Consider the following 20,620-nt stretch of genomic DNA (forward strand, 5'->3'; position numbering starts at 1 on the left):
CAATCGGGGGTCAGTGTACAAAGCCCTGTGGGATCTCTCCTGTCCTATCCTCCCATAGGAGTCTCGAAATTCCCCTGCCCTCTTATGATTATGGAGATAACGGAAATATCAAAGTTTCAGGGATATGCAAAAAGATGAGGTCAAAAGAAAACATCGGAACTCGTCTATCAAATAAGTCTGATGGTGAGAAAACAGTGCGCCATTTCCCATCCAGCCCTGACATATCAGGGAACGGACACTTATTAAGAGCAGTTCGAACGAATGAATAGCTTTTAAGGTGGATGTTTGCACTATCAAGAGATTATTTGCCACTCTTTATAGAAGGTGTGCAGCAGTTTTCGAGAAACTCAAAAAGGGCAAAGTTCGGAGGGGGACGGCGAGACTCCTGTGGGGGAAGCATGACAGGTGAGACCCCGGAAGACGAAGTCTGAGGAGGCTCAGCGCATGCCCACGGAAAGCGAGTCGCCCCCCGCAGGACTTTTTCACACAATAAAGTCTCGAAATAGCGTGCTTTAAGATCACTCCTCTGAAAAAGCGGAGAAAAACATAAAAATAAAAACCCCTGAAGCTTGTGATGACTGGCTTCAGGGGTAACCCGTTCGGTACTCTTATTGTTCAGCGTAGGCTTTCACTTCTTGTTGCCTGGGTTTATTGGGCACCTGATGATGATGACGACACCTAGGCTCATAGGACTCTGACGCCCCTACTAAAATAATCGGATCATCGTAGGACGCAGGATTCCCGTCAATTAATCGCTGTGTACGGCTTGCTGGAGAACCACAGACAGGACAAATCGCATTTAGCTTCGTTACCATTTCACTCAAAGCCATCAGCTCAGGGACTTTGCCAAAAGGCTCGCCGCGGAAATCCGTATCAAGACCAGCGACGATCACGCGAATTCCACGATCAGCTAAGCATTCAACGACTTCCAAAATATTTTCATCAAAAAACTGCACTTCATCAATCCCGACAATGTCGATGGTATCGTCCACGTTGTGGAGAATCTCAAGTGCTGCATCCACGGGTCTTGCCAGTACAGAGGTTCCGTTGTGAGACACGATGGAATCCTCTTTATAACGATTATCAAGGGCAGGTTTAAATACGCGAACTGTCAAATTTCCGTATGTAGCACGCCGGACTCTTCGAATTAACTCCTCAGATTTTCCACTAAACATACTTCCACAAATGACCTCAACCCAACCACTCTGTTTCATCACATACACGATTCCAGTCGCTCCCTTCCCATTCAAAAAAACAAATCATTAAAAGCGTAAGCGCCTTGAGCAGCCAGGCGCTGAAACCGGACAGGCACCCGGCAGACACGACAAGCATAAGACAAGCAGCATAGTGAAGGGAATCTCCTTCACAGAGCTGCTTGTCTTATGACCTCGAATGTCCAGGCGGCATGTCCTTCTTTGCAGCCCTCAGACTACAAAAAAACAGGCAAACCATAAAGACAATTTGCCTGTTTTTGCTCAAAATTATGAAGCTTTCATCCTAATGGACGTTGGCTCATTATTATGAAAGGTTATATTTTTTCTTAAAGCGATCCACACGGCCACCAGCTTTGTCAGCTTTCTGTTTACCTGTGTAGAACGGATGAGACGCAGAACTAATCTCTACGCGGATTAATGGATACGTGTTTCCATCTTCCCACTCAATCGTTTCTTCGGAATTTTTAGTAGATCCGGTTAGAAACTTAAAATTAGAACTTGTGTCAAGGAAAACGACATCGCGATATTCTGGATGAATTCCTGATTTCATGTTCTTCCACTCCTTTTTGCCCTGAATCCTTTAGATACAGAGTTATTGTAAGAGCCGTCGAAGGTTAGTAGTAACACCTTTTACTGAAACTCACATAGAAAGATTATAACAGGGTCAACCTCTCAATGCAAGATTGGGAGGGTAAATATTTCAGGTGATCAGCAAGACAATGATTACCGTCGATTGCCGACCCTGCCCTTCATATCTTTATCCATTAATTCGAAAAATTCTTCGTTATTTTTGGAGGATTTCAAGCGGCGCAGGAAGCGGTCCATAAAGTCATGAGATTCAGACATCGTTTGTCTGATGGCCCAGATTTTATCAAGGCTTGCTTTGGAGAGCAGCAGTTCTTCTTTTCTTGTACCTGAGCGGCGGATATCGATCGCCGGGAAGATTCTGCGTTCGGCAAGACTGCGGTCAAGGTGCAGTTCCATGTTTCCTGTTCCTTTAAATTCTTCATAGATGACGTCATCCATCCGGGAGCCAGTTTCTACTAGCGCTGTCGCTAGAATGGTCAGACTGCCGCCTTCTTCAATATTTCTTGCTGCACCGAAGAATCGTTTCGGACGGTGGAAAGCTGCCGGGTCAATCCCGCCGGATAACGTCCGTCCGCTTGGCGGGATCACCAGATTGTATGCCCGAGCCAGACGTGTAATGCTGTCCATTAAAACAATCACGTCACGCTTATGTTCGACCAGGCGCATCGCCCTCTCAAGCACAAGTTCTGATACTTTAATATGATTTTCCGGAACTTCATCAAAAGTGGAGCTGACTACATCCACATCCGGCGCAACAGAACGTTCAATGTCCGTCACTTCCTCCGGCCGCTCATCGACGAGCAGGATGATCAGCTTGGCATCAGGATGGTTCGTGGAAATACTGTGAGCCATCTGTTTTAACAGAACGGTTTTCCCTGCTTTAGGCGGGGCCACAATCAGTCCACGCTGCCCATATCCAACGGGAGCCATCAAATCCATAATCCGGGTAGATAACTGCTTGCTTTCTGTTTCCAGTTTCATCTGACGGTCAGGATATAAAGGTGTAAGCGCTGGAAAGTGAACGCGCTCTTTCGCTGAATCCGGGTCCTCCCCATTCACAGCGTCGACATGAAGCAAACCATAATATCGTTCATTTTCTTTAGGCGGACGTACCTTACCTGATACTTTGTCGCCATTTCTTAAGTCAAAACGGCGGATTTGCGAAGCGGAAATGTAGATATCCTCCGCACTAGGAGAATAGTTAATCGGGCGCAGGAAGCCAAATCCTTCTGAAGGGATGATTTCTAAAATCCCATCCATAAATAGAAAGCCATCTTTTTCTGCCTGAGCTTTTAAGATCGCAAAGATTAATTCGCGTTTGGTCAGCTTCGCATAATAAGATACTTTGTACTGCCGTGCTTTGGTGTACAAATTCTTTAGTGTCATCGTCTCTAAACTGGAAATTGTTAATTCTGCCACAAAATCACCACTTTTTTAATTTTTCTGTAGAGCCTGAAACAGGCGGGCGTAGTCCAAGGTAAGCTTTGGAAATTAAATTTTAAATCGTTGTTTGACTTCTCTAAGTGAATTTCATTCCGTGAAGGTATAGGGAAGCTTCGGAAGTTGGATGTTAGCAGCTTACGGAGGTTTACAACATTTTTCTTTGTTTTAAACATCATTCTATGAAACATACTTCATTGTACAACTAGTAATCGTCTGGATTCAATCATTATTTTGAATTTTTTTCAGGCAGGGCTGATGGGGAAAGGTAGATTAAGAGGAAGCCGGGGTTTCCGGCTTCCCTGGTAAATTGTAGTTACACCACAACTTCTGGCATTGTCTGCAGGGTGGGGTCTCCACATTTACCCTGCACAAGATCAAGATAGAACTTCATCGAATAAGAGGCCATAACAGCCTTTGACTCCGGGTTAAAGAGCAGCAAGTAGAGCAGCTTGACTGCTGCAGAAGGTGATCCCCAAGCAAGAAGCTGAGGAATTCTTCGTTGAATGGTACAAGCATGCCCATAATCTTACTGCCTAAACATGTGAATCAGAAGCGAATCGGCCATCAGAAATCAGCTTACGAGTTCTGGAACTGTTCCACTTCTTCCTCTGACATTTCCTCGTACCAGACTTTAGCTCCTAGCTCTACTAGCTTATTGGTAATATTTTCATACCCACGTTCGATATGCTCGACACCGGTAATTTCAGTAACACCTTTTGCCATTAAACCAGCGATCACAAGTGCTGCTCCGGCACGAAGATCTGTAGCCTTCACTTTAGCACCTTCCAAAGTCGATGGCCCCGACACAATCGCCGCTCCTCCTTCAACCTTAATCGAAGCGTTCATCCGGCGCAGTTCGTCGATATGCTTGAAGCGTGCCTGATAAATCGAATCGGTTACCACCCCGGTGCCTTCCGCTTTCGTTAACAGACTGGTAAACGGCTGCTGAAGATCTGTAGGAAAACCTGGGTACACGAGTGTCTTTATATCGACGCTTCGGAGCGCATTGCCCGGCTTCACATACAATTGTTCATCATTTTCCTCAATCGTAACGCCCATTTCCCGAAGCTTGGCAAGCAGCGACTCCAGGTGCTGGGGGATCACGTTATCAATAATCATTTCCTCGCCCTGAGCAGCGGCCATAATCGTATAGGTTCCCGCTTCAATCCGGTCAGGAATAATCGTATGAAGACAGCCGCTCAGCTGGTCGACTCCCTCAATCCGGATCACATCGGTACCTGCGCCTTTAATCTTCGCACCCATGCTCGTCAATAAAGTGGCAACGTCAATGATTTCAGGCTCTTTGGCCGCATTCTCAATCACGGTTTTCCCTTTGGCCCGAACAGCCGCCAGCATAATGTTAATCGTTGCTCCTACGCTGACAACATCGAGATAAATCCTTGCGCCGCGCAGTTCTTCTGCACGAAGATAAATGGCTCCTTGCTCATTGGTCACTTCGGCACCGAGGGCTTCAAATCCCTTAATATGCTGATCAATTGGACGGGGTCCTAAGTGACAGCCGCCAGGAAGCCCGATGACCGCTTTATTAAACCGGCCGAGCATGGCTCCCATAAAGTAATAGGAAGCTCGGAGCTTTTTCACTTTTCCGTTTGGCAGAGGCATAGAAATCATGTGCGATGGATCGATTTTGATCGTTCGTCCATCTTTTTCCACCTTTCCTCCAATTTCTGAAAGGAGATCGGATAATATGCCAACATCTGATATATTCGGCAGTCCTTCGATCGTGACTGGAGAATCAGCTAATATGGCTGCCGGCAATAATGCTACAGCACTATTTTTGGCACCGCTGACCCTCACTTGGCCGCGAAGTCGAGTACCGCCTTCAACTAATAGTTTTCGCATGAGAAACTCCTCGCTTTAAAGGTAAAGAATTTGCCTTTAGCATGTGCAATTTTTGCCAATTCAAACAAAATTTATTGCTGTTTATTCCAGTCATTTAAAAATTTCTCAATTCCCTGATCGGTCAGCGGGTGTTTAACCAGCTGATCAAACACTTTGAATGGAACAGTGGCAATATGAGCTCCTGCTAAGGCAGCTTCTGTAACATGGACAGGGTGACGAACAGACGCGGCAATGATTTCGGTATCAATTTGATGCGCATCAAAAATAGCGGAAATCTCGGAAATCAAATCCACACCGTTGTGGCCAATATCATCAAGACGGCCAAGGAATGGAGAGACATAAGAGGCTCCTGCACGCGCCGCAAGCAGCGCCTGATTAGAAGAGAAAACCAGCGTGACATTCGTTTTAATATTTAAATCACTAAAGGCTTTCACTGCTTTCAGACCTTCCATCGTCATCGGAACTTTCACGGTGATATTAGGTGCAATCGCCGCCAATTCTTTCCCTTCTCTAATCATTCCCTCTGAGTCCTCAGAAATAACTTCTGCACTAACTGATCCTTCGACTTCATCCGTAATTTCTTTCAAACGTTCGTGAAAAGAAACTCCTTCTTTAGCTACCAGGCTGGGATTCGTCGTAACTCCTGCCAGAATACCAAGTGAATTTGCCTCACGAATGTCCTCAATGTTCGCCGTATCAATGAAAAATTTCATAGAAAAAATTCCCCTCTCCAATTAGAAAATAGTAAGTATAATCATGCCCTTTGTAAAATGATGACGTTTTCACACATGCTGAAAAGGAAACCGCTACGATGTAACGGCTTCCTTCTTACTGATTTATTATGCTTTCTGAGAAGAACCAAAGTCGCGCATTTTGCCAATAACTGTTTCTTTAATAGCGTCGCGTCCAGGTCCAAGATATTTACGAGGGTCGTACTGTTCAGGCTGGTCTGCCAATACTTGACGTACGGCTTTGCCTTGAGCCATTTGGTTTTCAGTGTTTACGTTAATCTTCGCTGTTCCAAAAGAAATAGCTTTCTTAACATCTGAAGTTGGAATTCCTGTTCCTCCGTGAAGAACAAGCGGCTTGTCTACAATACCCATGATTTCTTCCATGCGGTCGAATCCTAGGTTTGGTTCACCTTTATAAGGACCGTGGACAGAACCAAGTGCTGGTGCGAATACATCAACATTTGTTTCGTCTACGAGTTGTTTACATTCAGCAGGAATCGCGTAAGCTGCCTCAGCATCTTCTACGATCAAGTCATCTTCTTGTCCGCCTACACGGCCAAGCTCTGCTTCTACGGAAACTCCGTGAATGTGAGCAAGCTCTACTACTTTTTTAGTAAGAGCGATATTTTCTTCCAGTGGATCATGAGAAGCGTCAATCATTACAGAAGTAAATCCGGCATGAATCGCTTCAGCACACTTTTCAAAGCTTGATCCGTGATCCAGGTGAATCGCAACCGGTACAGTTGTACCATAGGATTTCATCAATGCTTTAACCATATCAACAACAACGTTAAAGCCACCCATATAGCGTCCAGCACCTTCAGATACACCAAGGATAACTGGGGATTGCTCTTCTTCAGCAGCCTGAAGAATCGCTTGAGCGTATTCTAAATTATTAAGGTTGAACTGTCCTACTCCGTAACGTTCTTCCTTAGCTTTTTCTAGCATTTCTTTCATTGATACCAACGGCATGAAAGATCCTCCTTTAAATGAAAACTATAAACTAGTATGAATTCTGTGAATTAATACCGTATATTTTTAAGCTACAGTATTAGAATACCAATACCCATCTATCGGCGCAACAGCCATAACTAGAGTTAACGCTTTCATTTAAAAAAAAGCTGAACAAAGGATAAAATCAGCTTCGAACTAGAATATTTGTTACCATTTCTCTCATTTTATGGATATCGAAAGGTTTAGAAATAATTTCACGAACAAACGGATAACGCGTATGTTCGATTATCGATTCCTCCGATGATCCTGTAATAATTAAGACTGGATTATGAAAGCCTTTCTCGTTAAAATAACTCAGCACTTCTTTGCCATCCATTACTGGCAGGTGGTAGTCCATTATGGTTAAGTCGGGGTGTTCCGTCTCCATAATTTCGCACGCTTGTTTACCTGTCTTTGCAGAGAAGATTTCATAACCTTCCCCTTTCATGATCTCTCCCAGTAACATCCGGATACCTGGCTGGTCATCCACAATCAGGATCCTGTTTGTCATGTTTTTACCTGCCTTTCATTTGCATTTTTGCTATATATTTCTATCTATTCCTATCCTATATCTCTATACCTCACTATTCGATAGGGACGGTTCGATTTCCTTCCTTCAGCGCGTATCTATTCGCAACTTTTGCAACAATCGAGATTATGCTAGGCTATTAATTGATTAGCATTCGTAAGAAAAGAGGAGAGTTCTATGTTAAAAATGCTACAAACCCAATTAACTGGACAATTTCAGCAAATAGCCCAGACAGAGGAGTTTCATATTGAAGATGCAGCTCGCAGCTTATCTCAAGCTCTCGTCGGAGATGGCCATATTTACGTCAAAGGATTTGGAGAAATGCAGGCAATTGAAGCTGAGGCACTTCATGGTCCTGAGCCGCTGCCCAAAGCGAAGGTCTATGATGATGACATAGAACTGACGTCGATTGACCGGGTGCTTGTTGCTGCTCGCACGGCAGAGCACCAGGAAGCCTGTGAGTTTGTCCGCACGGTTAAAGATAAAGGCGCGGATGTCATTGCGCTTGCCGCGTTAACGAAGGATGCTGAGAATCCTTTGCAGCAGGAAGCGGACTTTTTTATTGATACGAAGATTACGCGGCCGCTACTGCCGTTTGATATGAGGCGGGTTGGGTTTCCTACCGTGATGACGATGTTTTATGCTTATTTCGTGCTGCGATTGACGGTGGAAGAATTTATGGCGGATTATGAGTGATTTCCTATAAAGATTTTGTTTCACCTCAAATACTCAGTTTCGATATTTTAGTGTGAGTTTAGGGGCTGCGGGAAAAGGATCGCTTTCCGTGGGGCGGGCGCTGAGCCTCCTCGAGCAAAGCTCTGCGGGGTCTCAGCTGTCCCGCAATTCCCACCGGAGTCTCACCGTTTCCCTCCGCCCCTTAACCATAAAAGAATCTCGAAACCCCTTCAAGAAAAAGGGAACATTCTGATGTTAGCATGGAAATTTCATTTACCACCGATTCTATCAAAAACAAGTAGATCCGGAATTCAATTATTGGAGATGCAGTGTTTTAAAAAGAGAATCTAGTTAATAGGAGCTCTTGTCTGCCCATGGAAAGGTTCGTTCATCCATCTATGGAAGGATAGCTAGGAAACGACGAGACTCCCGCGGGAGAAGGAGCTAGGCGAGACCCCGCAGAGAGTGAAAACGAGCGAGGAGGTTTGCCAGTTCCCCCGCAGGAAAGCGAGTTGTTTCCTAGCTATCCTTAATCCTCCAACCGCAACGAACCTCATTCATACATAACCCCTTACAATGGCAGCGGCTGATAAAATATGAATGAAAAAGGCGCAAGGACTCATAACTGTCCTTGCGCCTTTTCCTATTTAATAATTTTTTTATTTCATTGCCGCACCAATAAAACCATGGAACAATTGCTGCGGGCGGGTTGGACGAGATTTGAATTCCGGGTGGAACTGGCTCGCTACGAACCAAGGATGATCCTCCACCTCAATAATTTCAATCAGACGACCATCCGGGCTGGTACCGGAAAATTTGAAGCCGCGCGCTTCCATCTGTTCGCGATAATGATTGTTAAACTCAAAACGGTGACGGTGACGTTCATAAATCACTTCTTCACCATACGCCTCCATTGCCTTTGAGCCTGGCTCAAGTCTGGAAGGATACACGCCTAAACGCAGCGTACCTCCCAAGTCGGAAATTTCTTTCTGCTCAGGCAGTAGGTCAATAATTGGATGCGGTGTTGACGGATCAATTTCCGCTGAATGAGCGTCTTTCAGCCCAAGTTCATTTCTGGCAAATTCAACCGTTGCCAACTGCATACCTAAACAAATGCCAAGGAAAGGTACTTGTTTTTCACGGGCATAGCGAATCGCTTCAATTTTACCTTCGATTCCGCGATCACCAAAGCCGCCGGGCACAAGAATGCCATCCACGTTCTTCAGATGTTCATGGACATTTCCTTCGTTTACATCTTCAGAATCTACCCATTTCACATCAATATCGGCATTATAGCTGTAGCCTGCATGCTTAAGTGCTTCGACAACAGAAATATAAGCATCAGGTAGTTCTACGTATTTACCGACAAGGGCAATGGTGACTTTTTCTTGAAGATTCTGCACTTGCTCTACTAATTTATTCCATTCCGTCATATCTGGTTCTGGACAATCTAAACCAAAGTGCTGACAAGTAAGCTCATCTAACTTTTGTTCCTGCAGTGTTAACGGAACATTGTAAAGTGTCTCGGAGTCGCGCGCTTCGATGACTGCATGCTTATTAATGTCGCAGAAAAGAGCGATTTTTTCTTTCATATCTTCAGAAATCGCCTGTTCCGTACGCAGAACAATCACATCAGGCTGGATCCCAAGCGAACGTAATTCTTTCACGCTGTGCTGAGTAGGTTTTGTTTTCATTTCCCCTGCTGCCTTCAAATAAGGGACCAGCGTGCAGTGTAGATACATGACGTGCTCGCGGCCGATGTCACTTTTGATTTGACGGATCGCTTCAAGGAACGGCAGCGATTCAATATCCCCTACCGTACCGCCAATTTCTGTGATGACAACGTCGGCATTGGTTTCATGACCGGCACGAAAGACGCGTTCTTTAATTTCATTCGTGATATGAGGAATAACTTGAACCGTTCCTCCTAAATAATCACCGCGACGTTCTTTTTTAATCACATTGGAATACACTTTACCTGTCGTAACATTGCTGAATTTATTTAAATTAATATCAATAAACCGCTCGTAGTGCCCAAGATCCAAATCTGTCTCAGCACCATCATCCGTTACAAACACTTCCCCATGCTGGTAAGGACTCATCGTCCCCGGATCCACATTAATATAAGGATCGAACTTCTGAATGGTTACCTTTAATCCTCGATTCTTAAGCAAACGTCCTAATGAAGCAGCCGTAATCCCTTTTCCAAGAGAGGAAACTACTCCTCCTGTAACAAAAATATACTTCGTCGCCACGATCATCCCTCTTTCCCTGTTCGTCTTTTTCATCATTTGCCAAAAAGGCTTTTTGTATTAAGGACTATATAAAAAAATAAAAAACGCTCCCCGCCTCGGGGAGCGTTTCACGATCATTCGATAATTGAAGAGCCCAAATAAAATTGTACTGATTTGACTTTTGAAAGTCAACCTCAGGATAAAATTTACTCTTCTTCCTCGTCATCATCATCGTCGTCGCCGATGAAACTAATATCGTCTTCCACGATTTCCTCTTCCTCTTCGTCAAGGTCATCGTCTTCATAGTCTCCATCGTAATCATCATCGTCGTCATCCAGATCAAGATCCTCATCGGTCAATTCAACATCTTCCTCAAGATCTTCTGAATCTTCATCATCGAAACCAGATACGCCAAGCTCATCTTCAAGCAATTTGGAAGGTTTCTTTTTCTTCTTCTTCTTTTTCTTCTTGCGATTCTTCGGAAGGTTAGCAATTTCCTCTTCCATCTGCTCGACAGGATACCAGCGCTTCAGTCCCCACTGGTTTGTTCCAATCGTCATAAAACCGCCATCAATATTCATATCGGTATAGAATTGAGCGATATAATTTTCTTTTTCCTTATTAGTAAAGCCCTTAAGATCAGCAATTCGATTAAACATATCGTTAAAATCAAGAGCTTTCTTCTCATCTTCAAGAACCAATGTTGCTAGTTCAATCATCGAAATTTCACTAATCTGCTGTTCGCTAAGTTCTTTTAAACTCACAACCCTGCACCCCTTTAAGTTCAAAAAATTTATTATATGAATACAAAAACATACGCATCACATTTAATCATACCACTCATTATATGGTCACAAAAACCAAAAATCAAATAAAGAAATGCGAAAAGGCCCGGTTAGACCCGACAAGCATAAGACAAGCGGCGGAGAGAGGTGCCCTTTCCTCTCTCAGGCGATTGACTTATGACTCGAGGGTCTGGGCCTTGCAGCTGGACAATAGAAATGCGAAAGCGCCTTGGGCAGACGCGACAAGCATAAGCAAAACCATGACGTGGCGCTCTTTGCCACAGAATGGGATTGCTTATGTCTCGAGCGTCTAGGCGCTGCAGCTGGACAATAGAAATGCGGAAGCGAGCGTTTAGATCCCTCGGGCTAAGCGAGCGAGCTGCAGAGGTGCGCCTTTCACCTCTTCAGATTGATCGTGAGAACCTAGCCGCAAGCCGCCTCCCGGTTACCCGTCAGTATAGCTCAATCGTCCTTCCGGCATACCCGGAAAACGCGACACTTGGTGTTCCTGGAAATATATCGTAAAATTAGAAGTGCGAGCTTTACGGTAAAGGAGAGAGCCGAATGAAGAAACCCTCAAACTGGATAGGTGCCATAATCGGTGCAATTGTCATCGTCATATGGTTAGTAACCAACTACGGCATGATTCACTCGGAGAAGCTGAGTGAAGCTGTCATTTCGGATAAAATTCATAATAAGGAAGGCTACTATATCGTGGTGGAAGACCACAAGCTTCACGTCAAGGATCCGAGCACATGGATGCTGCTGGAGACCGGCGAGGCGTATGAAGTGACGTACGAATGGTATGGGAAGATTGCGCCTTATGTAACAAATATAAATCAGCCCCACGATGAAGATCAGGTGGGCGGTGAACATTAGAAAAGCCCTGACTTACTGCTTTTCTTTATTTAGTCAGGGCTTTTACAGCGGAGCATGCAGGATGTCTACTCCTTGCTTACGATAGTGGCAGGCTTGGTGGTACAGGGTGGCTGATTTCTTATAGTTTCCTTTTTCCAGGAAGACTTCAGCCAATAATTCCAGTGCTTCTAAACATTCCTCACGGTGATCATGTTCGTAAAAGTAAGGGAGGATTTCGTTTTCAATTTTATTCAAGCAGGCAAGGGAATCAATGGTCCCGCTTACGACCGCTTCCAGGATGTACAGGCGGTAGTTCTGCTTCATGTCTGCCGTGTAATCCAGGCCTTCCTGAATATTGATGGCTGCCTCCTCAAAATGATCCAGCCCCTGGTGAATTTTGGCGAGATGATAGCAGGCAGACACGTATTCTTCCCCTCTGCCATGCAAGTACTCAAGCGCCTGGTAAAGCAGGCTGAGAGCCTCCCTTGTGTTCCCTTTTTCTGCGGTCAGCAGTCCCAGTAAATAATAGGCCTTCCCAATCCATTCCTCTTCGACCCCTTTATCCTCAAGCGAAATGATCTTATTTAAATGGGCGAAAGCCAGTTCATCTTCTCCCAGTTTGTGATAGCAGCGGGCAAGCAGCAGTTTGCATTTCAGCACGCAGCGCTGGCTGAGGCTGTCCTGGTAGTACTTCAAGGCACCTTCCACATGAGAAATAGCTTTTACAGGAAGACCAATCTTCAAATAACACCGCCCTGTATAATAAAGCAGTTCAGGATCCTGTTCATCCAGGGTTCGGTCCGTTTGATTTTCTGCGGAAAGAAAATAGTCCAGTGCGCGCCGGTGTTCGTTGACCATGTCATAGTAAAAACCGAGCATTTTATATGCCAAGAAGCGGCGGTCTCCTTTCCAGAGCGGCAGCCATTGCTTAAGATTTTCTGCTCCCAAATGGACTTTAGCTTCCTTACGCTCGGCAACTTCATAGCGGAAACGAAATAAATAAAAATAATCGTTCAAGTCTTCATAGATCGGATGCGGAAAACTATCCGCTAGCTCCCGGTATACCCGGCCAGCCTTATCCATCAAGTCATGCTTCATGAAATGATACCAGTGAAACAATTCTTTCTTTAAAACCTCACATCTTTCGCCGTTTCGTTCCCCCGGAGCAATTTCCAGCCGCTCCCCCAGCAAATCAAGAATTTCCTGACTCGGTTCCAGGGTTTCATTTTCGACTTTACTCAAATAGGAAACGGAGCAAATCCCTTCCGCCAGGGATTCCTGTGTTACACCCTTTTGGTTTCTCACGTATTTAATAATACGTCCGGAAACTCCCATTTTAGGCTCTCCTTTAATAAGAATTTCCTCCCCTATACGTAAGTTCTCTTTTTCTATATTATCCCATATCGGAGTTGTCGAATTCCACTGCATCCCGTCGAAACATATGAAATTTTCCACAAAAAAACCCCTAATTCCCTATGAGCATAAGGAATTGGGGCGAAAATAGAAAAGGGGGACAGCGGTACCTGTCCCTTTGTCCCTTACATATTGCGGCGGTATTGGCCGCCTACTTCGTATAATGCGTTGGTAATTTGGCCGAGGCTGGCTACTTTAACGGTTTCCATTAGTTCTGCAAACACATTTCCGCCGCTTTGGGCAACTTCTTGTAAACGACGAAGTGCCTGCCCGCTTTCGCTTTCATTCGCCTGCTGGAAGCTACGTAGTTCTTTAATTTGATGTTCTTTCTCTTCCTTGCCGGCTCGGGCAATTTCCATGGCATCTATTTCTTCTTCTGAAGGTGGGTTCGGATTCAGGTACGTATTTACACCAACAATCGGTAAGTCTCCTGAATGCTTCTTGCCTTCATAATAAAGTGATTCTTCCTGGATTTTGCCGCGCTGATACTGGCGTTCCATGGCGCCGAGCACCCCGCCGCGATCATTGATGCTTTCAAACTCCTGCAGGACCGCTTCTTCGACAAGATCGGTCAGTTCGCGGATAATGTACGAACCTTGCAAGGAATTTTCATTTTTCGTTAAACCGAACTCTTTGCTGATGATCATTTGGATCGCCATCGCCCGTCTTACGGATTCCTCCGTCGGTGTGGTGATCGCTTCATCATAGGAGTTGGTGTGCAGCGAGTTACAGTTATCCTGGATGGCAATTAATGCCTGCAAGGTGGTCCGGATGTCATTGAAATCAATTTCCTGAGCGTGCAGGGAACGGCCGGACGTCTGAATATGGTATTTCAGTTTCTGGCTGCGTTCATTCGCTCCGTATTTATTTTTCATCACGATCGCCCAGATGCGGCGCGCTACACGGCCAAGTACGGTATATTCCGGATCCAGTCCATTCGAGAAGAAGAACGAAAGATTCGGTGCAAATTTATTAATATCCATACCGCGGCTCAAGTAGTACTCCACATATGTGAAGCCATTCGCCAGTGTAAAGGCAAGCTGAGTAATCGGATTCGCTCCTGCTTCGGCAATGTGATAGCCGGAGATCGAAACGGAATAGTAGTTTCGCACTTGATAATCGATGAAATACTGTTGAATATCTCCCATCATCCGCAGGGCGAATTCTGTCGAGAAAATACACGTGTTCTGGCCTTGATCCTCTTTCAGAATATCGGCCTGCACGGTACCGCGCACCACATGAATGGTTTCTTCTTTAATTTTCGCGGCTTCTTCAGCGTTTGGCTTGCGGTTGTTCTCCTGCTCGAATTTCTCCAGCTGCTGATCAATCGCGGTATTGAAATACATCGCGAGAATAATCGGTGCTGGGCCGTTGATCGTCATCGAGACTGATGTTTTCGGATCGACCAAGTCAAAGCCATCGTAAAGCTTTTTCATATCCTCGAGGGTACAAATGTTCACTCCGCTTTCGCCGACTTTCCCGTAAATATCCGGACGTTCATCCGGGTCTTCACCATAAAGCGTCACAGAGTCGAAGGCGGTACTCAACCGCTTCGCTTCATCCCCTTTGGAAAGGTAGTGGAACCTGCGATTGGTCTGTTCTGGTGTCCCTTCGCCGGCAAACTGACGCTTCGGATCTTCTCCTTTTCGCTTAAACGGAAATACACCCGCTGTGAAAGGAAAGGCTCCTGGCACGTTTTCTTTCAACAGCCATGTTAAGCGGTCGCCCCAGTCGGAGTATTTCGGCAGCGCTACTTTAGGAACCTTTAAACCGGACAGGCTTTCTGTGACGATGTCCATTGTGATCTCTTTATCTCTCACTTTAAAGGTGTACGTGTCGCCGCTGTAACGGTTGTGCAAGTCTTCCCAATCGGCTAATTTATCAGCCGCTTCCCGGTCCAGTGACTTCTCGTAATCCTCAACCAGACGTTCAATGCTCGCTTTCGCTTCTCCCTGCTCTAGCTGCTCTAGCGTCCCCTTCAGCTGGTAAAGTTTGCGCGCCTTATCGGCCTGGTTCTCTGTATGTTTATGATAATCTCTGACCGCCAGGGAAATGTCTCGTAAGTACTGCTGGCGTTCATTCGGAATAATCACATTCTGCTTTTCTACTTTACTGACCCGCTCGAATGAGGTATCATCCTGCCAGTCAAATTGGTCATTCAGCTTATCAACAATCGCTGCAAACAGCGTGTTCGTGCCTGGATCATTAAACTGACTGGCAATCGTTCCGTAAACCGGAAACTTGCTGGTATCTTCGTGGAAAAGCATGTGACTGCGTTCATATTGCTTCCGTACTTGATTCATCGCATCCTGTGAGCCTTTCTGCTCGAATTTATTAATTACAATAAAGTCGGCAAAATCGATCATATCGATTTTCTCAAGCTGCGACGGTGCTCCGAACTCTGCGGTCATCACATACATAGACAAGTCAGTAATATCGGTGATGGCAGCATCCCCCTGGCCGATTCCGCTCGTTTCGACAATAACGAAATCAAAGCCGGCCGCTTTCGTTACCTGGATCGCTTCTTCAATCGCGGTGGAAAGCTCTGAGCGGGCATCGCGGGTCGCTAATGAACGCATATATACACGCGGATTGAAAATCGCATTCATGCGGATGCGGTCGCCAAGCAGCGCCCCGCCTGTTTTCTTTTTCGTCGGATCGACGGACAGGATGGCAATCTTTTTATCCGGAATTTCATGAATAAACCGGCGGATCAGTTCATCGGTGAGGGAGCTTTTCCCCGCTCCGCCTGTACCGGTAATCCCGAGTACTGGGATTTGTTTCTCCGTCGTTTTCGCAACCGCCGATTCAAAGGCAGCCACGGCTTCGCGATCTTCTTTCGGTGTATTCTCGACATAGGTAATAAACCTTGCCACGGCCTGGTGGTTGCCGTTGGACAATTCTTCGACCCCTTTTTCCACATCCAGCGGCGGGATGAAATCGCACTCTTCGATCATGAGATTGATCATCCCCTGCAGACCGAGGGAACGTCCGTCTTCCGGCGAGAATACGCGGGCGACACCATAGTTATGAAGCTCTTTAATTTCACGAGGGATAATAACCCCGCCTCCGCCTCCGTAAACACGGATATGGCTTGCTCCTCTTTCCTTCAACAGATCGACCATGTATTTGAAATATTCTACATGTCCGCCTTGATAAGAAGAAATCGCAATGCCCTGCGCGTCTTCTTGAATCGCGGCATTGACTACGTCCTCCACGGAGCGGTTATGGCCGAGGTGGATCACTTCTGCTCCCGTTGACTGCAGAATACGCCGCATAATATTGATGGATGCGTCATGACCATCGAACAAGCTCGATGACGTCACGAACCGCACCGGATGCTTCGGTGTATACAAAGTAGGCTGTTCCATGTGTAGCCTCCTCCTTTATTAGGACAATTCTTTTACCTCTTTACTTAATCCATGAAGCAAGAGCTGCGTTTGTCTGTCTATATAGCTGTCCAGCGTGAACGTACGATTGAGAATCCACCGTCTGAATCCCCACATCTGTCCCTGGACGAAAATATTATTGGCAATTAAGGTCACGTCTGCTTCAGAAATGGGTTCTGTCACACTGTTTACGATCACTTGTTCCAGCATCGCTACCATATCGCGCTCTTTCTGAAGCACATAATCCTGGGCGTCTTTCGACAGCGATTTCACTTCCTGATACATAACCAGAACTTCATCCTGCATGTCATCCATCAGCTGGAAGTAAGAGCGGATCGCCTCCACGAGACTTTCGACGCTCGTCTGATTCGGGTCGATCGACGCTTCCATCCGTTCCTTCACGCGCTGGTAAATCGAATCGCATACGAGAAAGAGCACATCTTCTTTCTTTCGGATGTACTCATAAAGCGTCCCAATACTGAATCCAGAAGCTTTCGCGATTTCTCTGGTGGTCGTCTTATGAAACCCCTTCTCCTTAAAGAGGGCGACCGCTCCTTTAATCATTTGATTCCGTCGTTTCCACACGAGCGCTTCATCCTTTATAGAAGAAGGAACTTGGTTATTCGGCATCGTCATTCTCCCTCCTCATCCAATCCTGAAACCAGGAGCGTGCGAGCTCGTATGGATCGGCCTCCGGGTTCTGAAAGGCCGTCTGCTTCTGGTCATCCCGCTCTAATTTCCCTTGCACATCACGCCAGATTTCTTCGCGGATTAATTCATACACTTCTAGCTTAAGCTGCTGCTTCCGCCGGTCTTCTCCCTGGCTTGTCTGGTACAAGTAAGTATGATGATCAGCCATCGCCTGCCACACGTCTTCCATTCCCTGATTTTCCGTGGAAATCGTTGAAACAATCGGCGGCTCCCAACCTTTAGGATTAACGATCATCATGTATTCTTCCAGGGTGGTTTTCAGCTTTTCCACGCCGGGAAGATCCGCTTTATTAATAATAAACAAGTCGGCAATTTCCATAATTCCTGCTTTAAAAATTTGCAGCACGTCTCCGCTGTTAGGGGTAAGGACCAGGCCTGTGGTATCGACGACTTTCATAATATCGAGTTCCGACTGGCCGACCCCGACGGTTTCCACAAGAATCACGTCAAACCCGTACGCATCACAGACCCGGATCGCATCCTTCGTTGCACGGGCAAGACCTCCGAGGCTGCCGCGGGTCGCCATGCTGCGAATGAAAATGCCTGGATCGGTAAAGTGCTGATTCATACGCGTCCGGTCCCCAAGCAGAGATCCACCACTGAAAGGACTCGTCGGATCAACGGCAATGACCGCAACGGTTAAGTTCTGGGAACGCAGGAAAGTCAGCAGCCGATTAATGAGTGAGCTTTTCCCGGCACCAGGCGAACCGGTAATTCCGATATGATGGGCCTGCTTTTTGATCGAGAAAATATCACTCATGAGCTCCAGCTTCTGCTGTTCATCACTCTCAACCACGGTGATGGCCCGGGCGAGGGCGCGCATATCCTGTTTCTGAATCCGTTCAGCGAGCGGGTGCATAGTCGATCGTCCCTTCGATTACTGGGTTACCATCCGGCCGATGACCAGCCGCTGGATCTCATTTGTACCTTCATAAATTTGCGTAATCTTCGCATCGCGCATGTAGCGTTCTACCGGATAATCCTTGGTATAGCCATATCCGCCATGAACCTGCACCGCTTCGGTTGTAATTCTCATCGCAGAATCGCCGGCGAAAAGCTTAGCCATTGCTGATGCTTTGGCATAAGGCAGGCCTTCTGATTCCAAATAAGCTGCCTGGTAGGTTAACAGACGTGCCGCTTCGATTTCGGTCGCCATATCGGCAATCTTAAAGGAAACCCCTTGGTGCTTGGCAATCGGTTTGCCGAATTGTTCCCGCTCTTTTGCGTAGCCAACCGACGCATCAAGTGCGCCTTGAGCGATTCCTACCGCCTGAGCAGCAATGCCGTTACGGCCGCCATCCAGTGTCATCATCGCAATTTTAAAGCCCTGGCCTTCTTCGCCAAGCAGATTTTCTTTCGGGATTTTACAATTTTCAAAGATGAGCTCGGTCGTTGGGGACGAGCGTATGCCCAGCTTCTTCTCTTTCTTGCCGAAGGTGAAGCCTTCTGTTCCTTTTTCCACGATAAAAGCACTCACACCGCGGCTTCCAGCACTTGGATCGGTCTTTGCAAACACAATATAAAGATCACCGACGCCGCCGTTCGTAATCCAAACTTTATTGCCATTCAAAATGTAATGATCGCCGTCAAGTTTCGCCTGCGTGCGCATGGAAGAAACGTCACTGCCGGCACCTGGCTCAGACAGCGCATAACCGCCGAGTTTTTCGCCGGAAGCGAGCTGGGCGAGAAATGTTTTCTTCTGCTCTTCATTTCCGAATTTATAAATCGGCCAGCTGGCAAGAGAAATATGTGCGGATAATGTAACGCCGGTAGACGCACATACGCGTGACAATTCTTCCACCGCGATCACGTAGCTGACGAAGTCTGAACCGATTCCCCCGTACTCTTCCGGCCAAGGAATCCCGGTTAGTCCGAGCTCCGCCATTTTATCGAAGATGCCCCGGTCGAACCGCTCCTCTTCATCCCGCTCTGCTGCGGTTGGTTCCACTTCATTCTTGGCAAAATCTCTGACCATTTTTCTAAGCATTTCTTGTTCTTCTGAAAGTTTAAAATCCATCTGCTGCTCCTCCTTAATCGTTCAACACGTGGTTGCTGATCACTATCCGCTGTATTTCGCTCGTACCTTCATAGATTTCGCAAACTTTCGCATCGCGGAAAAACCGTTCAACCGCATAATCCTCGGTGTAGCCGTATCCTCCGTGAACCTGGACCGCTTCAATGGCTGTATTAACCGCTGTTTTGGAAGCGAAAAGCTTGGCAATCGAAGCTTGTTTGCCGCATTTCTCCTGGTTGCCCTGCATGGCCGCTGCCTGGTAGACAAGCAATTTAGACGCTTCCACAGCAGTCGCCATATCGGCAAGCTTAAAGGAAATACCCTGCAGTTTCGCTATCGGCTTTCCGAATTGCTCGCGTTCTTTTGCGTAAGCGGCCGCGTGTTCAAAGGCGGCTTCTGCAATACCGAGAGACTGGGCGGCGATGCCGATGCGGCCGATATTCAAGTTCGACAGGGCGATCTTAAAGCCCTCTCCTTCGTTCCCCAGCATCTGCGAGGCAGGAACTTCACACTGGTCAAAATTAAGCGAAACCGTACTTGACCCGTGCAGTCCCATTTTCTTCTCTGGTTTACCGATCGAGAAGCCTGGCGTATTACGCTCTAGAATAAAGGCACTGACTCCTTTACCGTTCTTCTCGTCCCGGTCCGTTCTGGCAAATACGATAAACGTATCTGCTTCTCCCCCGTTGGTAATAAATACTTTTGAGCCGTTGAGGATATAAGAATCTCCCTGCTTCTGTGCTCTCGTTTTTAAGCTGCCGGCGTCTGAACCTGCACTTGGCTCCGTCAAAGCGAAGGCCCCTAAATATTCACCGCTGGCAAGCTTCGGGATGTACTTCTTCTTTTGCTCTTCGGTGCCGAAGTAAAGGATTGGATTCGTTCCAACAGATGTGTGGACAGACAAGATAACGCCTAATGTAGCACTGACTTTGGAAATTTCGTGAATCGCGATAATGTAGGAGGTGTAGTCCATTTCGGCCCCGCCGTACTCTTCCGGAATCGGGATCCCCATGAGCCCCAGTTCTCCCATCCTTCTCACCAATTCAATCGGAAACCGGTCTTCCGCTTCCATCCGTGCTACTGCCGGTGCGACTTCTTTTTCGGCAAAATCCTGAACCATTTTCCTCATCATCTGCTGTTCATCCGTAAACTGTAAATTCATCGTTGTTCTCTCCTCTAC

General features: G+C 46.5%; 17 protein-coding genes. 2 read left to right on the forward strand and 15 right to left on the reverse strand.

The genetic code is table 11. From position 1 onward, the window contains the following. Window positions 1–608: 608 nt before the first annotated feature. From Q7A53_RS19830 to Q7A53_RS19860, 7 genes are all read right to left on the reverse strand, one after another. Window positions 609–1,223 carry a thymidine kinase gene (locus Q7A53_RS19830; RefSeq protein WP_411790946.1) on the reverse strand — a complete coding sequence of 205 codons (615 nt, stop codon included), beginning with the start codon at window positions 1,221–1,223 and terminating at the stop codon, window positions 609–611. Window positions 1,224–1,518: 295 nt separating this feature from the next. Next, complete coding sequence (locus tag Q7A53_RS19835; RefSeq protein ID WP_411790947.1) at window positions 1,519–1,764, reverse strand: type B 50S ribosomal protein L31; 246 nt, start codon at window positions 1,762–1,764, stop codon at window positions 1,519–1,521. Window positions 1,765–1,937: 173 nt separating this feature from the next. Then, a complete protein-coding gene (gene rho / locus Q7A53_RS19840) occupies window positions 1,938–3,221 on the reverse strand; it encodes a transcription termination factor Rho (RefSeq protein WP_411790948.1) in 1,284 nt (427 codons plus the stop codon). Between the two features lie 600 nt (window positions 3,222–3,821). Then, window positions 3,822–5,108, reverse strand: coding sequence for a UDP-N-acetylglucosamine 1-carboxyvinyltransferase (locus Q7A53_RS19845; RefSeq protein ID WP_411790949.1), 1,287 nt, complete (start codon window positions 5,106–5,108; stop codon window positions 3,822–3,824). A gap of 71 nt (window positions 5,109–5,179) precedes the next feature. Continuing rightward, on the reverse strand, window positions 5,180–5,821 hold the full coding sequence (gene fsa / locus Q7A53_RS19850; RefSeq protein WP_411790950.1) for a fructose-6-phosphate aldolase: 642 nt from the start codon (window positions 5,819–5,821) through the stop codon (window positions 5,180–5,182). 126 nt (window positions 5,822–5,947) lie between these two features. Beyond that, on the reverse strand, window positions 5,948–6,811 hold the full coding sequence (fba, locus tag Q7A53_RS19855) for a class II fructose-1,6-bisphosphate aldolase (RefSeq protein ID WP_411790951.1): 864 nt from the start codon (window positions 6,809–6,811) through the stop codon (window positions 5,948–5,950). A 166-nt stretch (window positions 6,812–6,977) separates the two neighbouring features. Further along, window positions 6,978–7,343, reverse strand: a complete 366-nt coding sequence (locus Q7A53_RS19860; RefSeq protein ID WP_411790952.1) for a response regulator — start codon at window positions 7,341–7,343, stop codon at window positions 6,978–6,980. A 195-nt stretch (window positions 7,344–7,538) separates the two neighbouring features. Here Q7A53_RS19860 and Q7A53_RS19865 point away from each other — a divergent pair, with 195 nt between their 5' ends. Then, window positions 7,539–8,057, forward strand: coding sequence for a DUF2529 family protein (locus Q7A53_RS19865; protein ID WP_411790953.1), 519 nt, complete (start codon window positions 7,539–7,541; stop codon window positions 8,055–8,057). A 638-nt stretch (window positions 8,058–8,695) separates the two neighbouring features. Here Q7A53_RS19865 and Q7A53_RS19870 read toward each other — a convergent pair. Together Q7A53_RS19870 and rpoE are read right to left on the reverse strand one after the other, a co-directional pair. Next, window positions 8,696–10,297, reverse strand: a complete 1,602-nt coding sequence (locus Q7A53_RS19870) for a CTP synthase (RefSeq protein ID WP_411790954.1) — start codon at window positions 10,295–10,297, stop codon at window positions 8,696–8,698. Between the two features lie 179 nt (window positions 10,298–10,476). Continuing rightward, window positions 10,477–11,034 (reverse strand): DNA-directed RNA polymerase subunit delta, encoded by a 558-nt coding sequence (gene rpoE / locus Q7A53_RS19875; protein ID WP_411790955.1) that lies wholly within the window; start codon window positions 11,032–11,034, stop codon window positions 10,477–10,479. 585 nt (window positions 11,035–11,619) lie between these two features. Between rpoE and Q7A53_RS19880 the strand changes: the two genes are divergently transcribed. After that, window positions 11,620–11,934 carry a hypothetical protein gene (locus Q7A53_RS19880; RefSeq protein WP_411790956.1) on the forward strand — a complete coding sequence of 105 codons (315 nt, stop codon included), beginning with the start codon at window positions 11,620–11,622 and terminating at the stop codon, window positions 11,932–11,934. 42 nt (window positions 11,935–11,976) lie between these two features. Here the strand turns inward: Q7A53_RS19880 and Q7A53_RS19885 are convergent, their stop codons facing one another. From Q7A53_RS19885 to Q7A53_RS19910, 6 genes are all read right to left on the reverse strand, one after another. Then, window positions 11,977–13,248 carry a helix-turn-helix domain-containing protein gene (locus tag Q7A53_RS19885; protein WP_411790957.1) on the reverse strand — a complete coding sequence of 424 codons (1,272 nt, stop codon included), beginning with the start codon at window positions 13,246–13,248 and terminating at the stop codon, window positions 11,977–11,979. Between the two features lie 203 nt (window positions 13,249–13,451). Further along, entirely contained in the window at window positions 13,452–16,697 is a 3,246-nt protein-coding gene (gene icmF / locus Q7A53_RS19890) for a fused isobutyryl-CoA mutase/GTPase IcmF (RefSeq protein ID WP_411790958.1), read from the reverse strand. Between the two features lie 18 nt (window positions 16,698–16,715). After that, a complete protein-coding gene (locus Q7A53_RS19895; protein ID WP_411790959.1) occupies window positions 16,716–17,345 on the reverse strand; it encodes a TetR/AcrR family transcriptional regulator in 630 nt (209 codons plus the stop codon). Continuing rightward, entirely contained in the window at window positions 17,335–18,285 is a 951-nt protein-coding gene (gene meaB / locus Q7A53_RS19900) for a methylmalonyl Co-A mutase-associated GTPase MeaB (protein WP_411790960.1), read from the reverse strand. Before meaB ends, Q7A53_RS19895 begins: the two co-directional genes overlap by 11 nt. 18 nt (window positions 18,286–18,303) lie before the next feature. After that, window positions 18,304–19,443 (reverse strand): acyl-CoA dehydrogenase, encoded by a 1,140-nt coding sequence (locus tag Q7A53_RS19905; protein ID WP_411790961.1) that lies wholly within the window; start codon window positions 19,441–19,443, stop codon window positions 18,304–18,306. A 13-nt stretch (window positions 19,444–19,456) separates the two neighbouring features. After that, window positions 19,457–20,602, reverse strand: coding sequence for an acyl-CoA dehydrogenase (locus tag Q7A53_RS19910; RefSeq protein WP_411790962.1), 1,146 nt, complete (start codon window positions 20,600–20,602; stop codon window positions 19,457–19,459). Window positions 20,603–20,620 lie beyond the last annotated feature (18 nt).

This window comes from Halobacillus rhizosphaerae (genome assembly GCF_046719735.1).
In the GTDB taxonomy this organism is placed as follows: Bacteria; Bacillota; Bacilli; order Bacillales; family Halobacillaceae; genus Halobacillus_B; species Halobacillus_B rhizosphaerae.

What these genes read in the sequence shown, in the direction of transcription:
- Q7A53_RS19835 (WP_411790947.1), bottom strand. Translation starts at nt 1,764, where the DNA reads ATGAAATCAGGAATTCATCCAGAATATCGCGATGTCGTTTTCCTTGAC.
- Q7A53_RS19845 (WP_411790949.1), bottom strand. Translation starts at nt 5,108, where the DNA reads ATGCGAAAACTATTAGTTGAAGGCGGTACTCGACTTCGCGGCCAAGTG.
- fsa (WP_411790950.1), bottom strand. Translation starts at nt 5,821, where the DNA reads ATGAAATTTTTCATTGATACGGCGAACATTGAGGACATTCGTGAGGCA.
- fba (WP_411790951.1), bottom strand. Translation starts at nt 6,811, where the DNA reads ATGCCGTTGGTATCAATGAAAGAAATGCTAGAAAAAGCTAAGGAAGAA.
- Q7A53_RS19860 (WP_411790952.1), bottom strand. Translation starts at nt 7,343, where the DNA reads ATGACAAACAGGATCCTGATTGTGGATGACCAGCCAGGTATCCGGATG.
- Q7A53_RS19865 (WP_411790953.1), top strand. Translation starts at nt 7,539, where the DNA reads ATGTTAAAAATGCTACAAACCCAATTAACTGGACAATTTCAGCAAATA.
- Q7A53_RS19870 (WP_411790954.1), bottom strand. Translation starts at nt 10,297, where the DNA reads ATGATCGTGGCGACGAAGTATATTTTTGTTACAGGAGGAGTAGTTTCC.
- Q7A53_RS19880 (WP_411790956.1), top strand. Translation starts at nt 11,620, where the DNA reads ATGAAGAAACCCTCAAACTGGATAGGTGCCATAATCGGTGCAATTGTC.
- Q7A53_RS19885 (WP_411790957.1), bottom strand. Translation starts at nt 13,248, where the DNA reads ATGGGAGTTTCCGGACGTATTATTAAATACGTGAGAAACCAAAAGGGT.
- icmF (WP_411790958.1), bottom strand. Translation starts at nt 16,697, where the DNA reads ATGGAACAGCCTACTTTGTATACACCGAAGCATCCGGTGCGGTTCGTG.
- Q7A53_RS19895 (WP_411790959.1), bottom strand. Translation starts at nt 17,345, where the DNA reads ATGCCGAATAACCAAGTTCCTTCTTCTATAAAGGATGAAGCGCTCGTG.
- meaB (WP_411790960.1), bottom strand. Translation starts at nt 18,285, where the DNA reads ATGCACCCGCTCGCTGAACGGATTCAGAAACAGGATATGCGCGCCCTC.
- Q7A53_RS19905 (WP_411790961.1), bottom strand. Translation starts at nt 19,443, where the DNA reads ATGGATTTTAAACTTTCAGAAGAACAAGAAATGCTTAGAAAAATGGTC.
- Q7A53_RS19910 (WP_411790962.1), bottom strand. Translation starts at nt 20,602, where the DNA reads ATGAATTTACAGTTTACGGATGAACAGCAGATGATGAGGAAAATGGTT.